The organism is Micromonospora sp. LOL_024 (assembly GCF_048060415.1).
Taxonomy (GTDB): Bacteria; Actinomycetota; Actinomycetes; order Mycobacteriales; family Micromonosporaceae; genus Micromonospora.
Genome location: NZ_JBHMIS010000092.1, coordinates 1 through 3,185, shown reverse-complemented (window position 1 = coordinate 3,185; position 3,185 = coordinate 1). Strand labels below are relative to the sequence as shown.

Annotated in this window: 4 protein-coding genes and 1 pseudogene; 3 read left to right on the top strand and 2 right to left on the bottom strand. The window is 70.0% G+C overall.

Going from position 1 to position 3,185, the window contains the following annotated elements:
* Positions 1 to 246, top strand: a pseudogene (locus ACFHWY_RS28095) (hypothetical protein); the annotation flags it as partial.
* Between the two features lie 25 nt (positions 247 to 271).
* On the opposite strand, the gene ACFHWY_RS28090 reads toward ACFHWY_RS28095, so the two are convergent.
* Positions 272 to 841, bottom strand: a complete 570-nt coding sequence (locus tag ACFHWY_RS28090) for a TetR/AcrR family transcriptional regulator (RefSeq protein ID WP_416583260.1) — start codon at positions 839 to 841, stop codon at positions 272 to 274.
* Between the two features lie 90 nt (positions 842 to 931).
* Here ACFHWY_RS28090 and ACFHWY_RS28085 point away from each other — a divergent pair, with 90 nt between their 5' ends.
* The gene (locus ACFHWY_RS28085) at positions 932 to 1,660 is read left to right on the top strand and encodes an SDR family NAD(P)-dependent oxidoreductase (RefSeq protein ID WP_416583259.1); all 729 of its coding nucleotides are present in this window, start codon (positions 932 to 934) and stop codon (positions 1,658 to 1,660) included.
* 118 nt (positions 1,661 to 1,778) lie between these two features.
* Entirely contained in the window at positions 1,779 to 2,033 is a 255-nt protein-coding gene (locus tag ACFHWY_RS28080) for an MMPL family transporter (protein WP_416583258.1), read from the top strand.
* 266 nt (positions 2,034 to 2,299) lie between these two features.
* Here the strand turns inward: ACFHWY_RS28080 and ACFHWY_RS28075 are convergent, their stop codons facing one another.
* Positions 2,300 to 2,629, bottom strand: a complete 330-nt coding sequence (locus ACFHWY_RS28075; protein WP_416583257.1) for a sensor histidine kinase — start codon at positions 2,627 to 2,629, stop codon at positions 2,300 to 2,302.
* Positions 2,630 to 3,185: the final 556 nt, after the last annotated feature.

Here is a 3,185-nt window from a genome sequence, read left to right as displayed (position 1 = left end):
CTCGCCCGGTCCTCAACACGGACAGAACACCTCAAGCCGGAACAACGCCGGGGCCGTGGGCTGGACCCGACCGAAGATCCGCACCCCGCAGGCGGCCGACCGCTGGACTTGGCTGATCATCGCCGCGCACACCCAACTCCGCCTCGCCAGGCCTCTCGCCGCGGACCTACGCCGCCCATGGGAACGACCAAACACACCCGAGCGGCTCGCCCCTGCCCGGGTCGTCGAGGGTTTCGGGACCTCCGCGCAACGCGAAGGTTGAAGAACAAGCTTAGGTCAGTGCGGTTACGGTGGTGCGCAGCTCGGCGAGCACCTCGGCGGCCAGGGTGGCAACGTCCTGGTCGGCGGTGGCCTCGAGCCAGCGGGTGTAGGTCACGTGGAAGGCTAGCCCGATCAGCGCGGCGACGAGGTCCGCGGTCAGGCCGGTCAGGCCCCGCTCGCGCAGGGCGCCGGTGATCGCAGCGGTCTGGGCGTGCTGTTTGAGTAGGTCGCGTTCGCGTAGTTCGGGGGTGTGGGCGACGACCGCCTGACGCCGCCCGTACCACAGCCGCTTGGCCGGGTCGAAGATCGGCAGAATGCTGCGCAGGACCTCGTCGACCAGGCCGAGGGTCGTGACGGCGGGTGGGGCGGCGGCGATCGCGGCCACGGCCCGGTCGGCGATCAGGCTCGTGCCGGCGAACAGGACCTCTCGCTTGTCGGCGAAGTGCCGGAAGAAGGTGCTCTTCGCCGTGCCGGCGCGCTCGGCGATTTCCGCCGCGGTGGTGTTGTCGTAGCCGCGCTCGAACAGTTCCAGGGCAGCGTTCTGCAGACGTTCGCGCGTGTCCGGTTCCCATCTGCCCACGAGACCATCATAGGTGATGGGTCCCTGGTCCGATCATATGTTACGGTGATGGGACCTAGGTCCCATCACTTAGGAGAGAGCGAGACACGAATGGACTTCGCCGGTAAGACCGCCCTGGTAACCGGATCCGGCGCGATCGGCGGCCTCGGCCACGCGATCGCGAAGATATTCGTCGGCTGCGGCGCCACCGTCATCCTCACCGGGGTCGACCGGGCGCGCGGCGCTGAGGTCGTCGCAGACCTCGGCGGAGGCGCCCGCTTCGTGAGGGTCGATCTGAGCAGTGTCGACGAGGTTCGCCGCTTGGCAGACGAAGTGGGCCCGGTCGACATTCTGGTCAACAACGCGGTGGCCTACACGCTGGCGTCAACCGTGGGGCAGGACCTCGACGAGTATGACGGGGCGTTCGCCGTCAACGTGCGGGCGCCGTTCGTGCTCACCGCCATGCTCGCCCCGAAGATGGCCGCGAACGGTGGCGGCAGCATCGTCAACATCTCATCGACGGCCGCCGCGAAAGCCGAGCCCGGCATGACCGTCTACAGCGCGACGAAGGCCGCCATGGAGGCCTTGACGCGTGCCTGGGCAGCCGAGTTCGTCGAAGGGAACGTGCGGGTTAATGCCGTGCGGCCCGGCCCGATGCACACCTCCAAGCTGGTTGGCGCGCTTGGCCCAGACCTCGGCGGCCTGGGGCAGGCGGTGCCGATGCGCCGCTCGGCCGACCCGTCTGAGGTCGCCGAGGTCGTGGCGTTTGTCGCGAGCGACAAGGCGAGCTTCATGACCGGCGCGACAATCGCAACCGACGGCGGCCGCGCCGCCATCTGATCTGACGCAGTACCCCTCGGCTGGTGCACACCCACTGCCGGAGCATGGCGAACGAGTAGGACGCTACTCCGGTTACCACGGACCCTGCCCTCGCGGCGATGCGGCGCCCTACGTCACCGTGGGCGAGAGCCAACAGCTATTCGCGTTCGCGGTCCTCGCCACACTTCCGCTCGTGATGCTGATCGAGCTCGGGTTCCTGGTCGCATTCGGCGTGCTGCTCGACGCTCTGCTGGTGCGGTCGGTCCTGGTGCCCGCCCTCACCCTGCTGATCGGCCGGCGGATCTGGTGGCCGAGCCAGCTGTCCCAGCCGGCGGAGCCGCCGGACCGTCAACGGCCGCGCGCCGGCGATGAGGAGCTCGCGCTGCAACGGTGAAACCTACGGCACGGACGAGATCCGGGACAGGGCCCCATGCCTGTCCCGGATTTTTATGCGCCCGACGGTCGCCGCCGGTTGGTCCTGCGCCACGCGCCGGGGCTGGGGTTGGCGCCTCCCGGTGTCCTCTGCCCGGTGGTGGGCCGCTTGTCCTGCGCCATGCGGCCGGGCTGTGGTGGGCGCACCGCGGGTGTCCCACCCCGACGGTGAGCCGCGCGGGGCCATGCCCGAAGACCGCCGTCCCTCGTCCTGCGCCGCCGGGGGGGTCAGCGCACCGCAGTGTCCCTGCCCGGCGATGAGCCGCGCGAAAGGGCGGGCAGGGCCGCAGCCGGAAGGTCGATCCGAAGCAGCGCGCCACCGCGTGCGGAGCGGGCGACGGTGGCCCGACCGCCGTGGGCGTCAACGACCCGCTGCACGATCGACAGCCCCAGACCGGATCCGGGCAACGCCCGGGCGCTGTCGGCACGGTAGAGCCGGTCGAACACCCGCGGTACGTCGGCAGCGTCGATGCCCGGCCCGGCGTCGTCGACCTCGAGCACCGCCGATGCGCCCTCGGCACGGAGCCGGACCTGGACCGGCTGGTCCGCGGGGACCACTTGCCGGCGTTGTCGATGAGGTTGAGCACCGCCCGCTGGAGGCCGGCGGGTCGGCCGCTAACCCATACGGAGGTGAGGTCGAGCGCGATCACGATGTCGGGCTTCGCGCGAAAACGCGCCCGGGTCGCGGCGGCCACCACCACGTCGGCGAGGTCGAGCAGCTCGGTGCTCTCGTCGCTGACGTCACCGCGCGCCATCTCGGTCAGCTCGGCGGAAAGGGTGCTCAACTCGGCCACCTGGGCGCCGAGATCGTTGAGCAGCCGGGTCCGGCTCTCCGCCGGCAGTGCGCCGCCGGCCGACGCCAGCACAACCATGGCACGACGTAATCGGATCGGTGAACCGGTGCCTCTGCGAGTGATGCGCAGCAGCTGCTGACCTTCCTGGTCACTGAGTCGTCGTACGCGTACTGCCACCGCCACAGCCTGACCGCCGCGACGCCGCAAGCACGGCAGGCCGACGGCGTGTCAACCAACGCCGTGAACGTCGTGGTCACGGCACTAGTGTTCTGTCTCAGTTTTGAGTAGCCGTTTGTTGGAGGGCGACACGTCCACGTCGG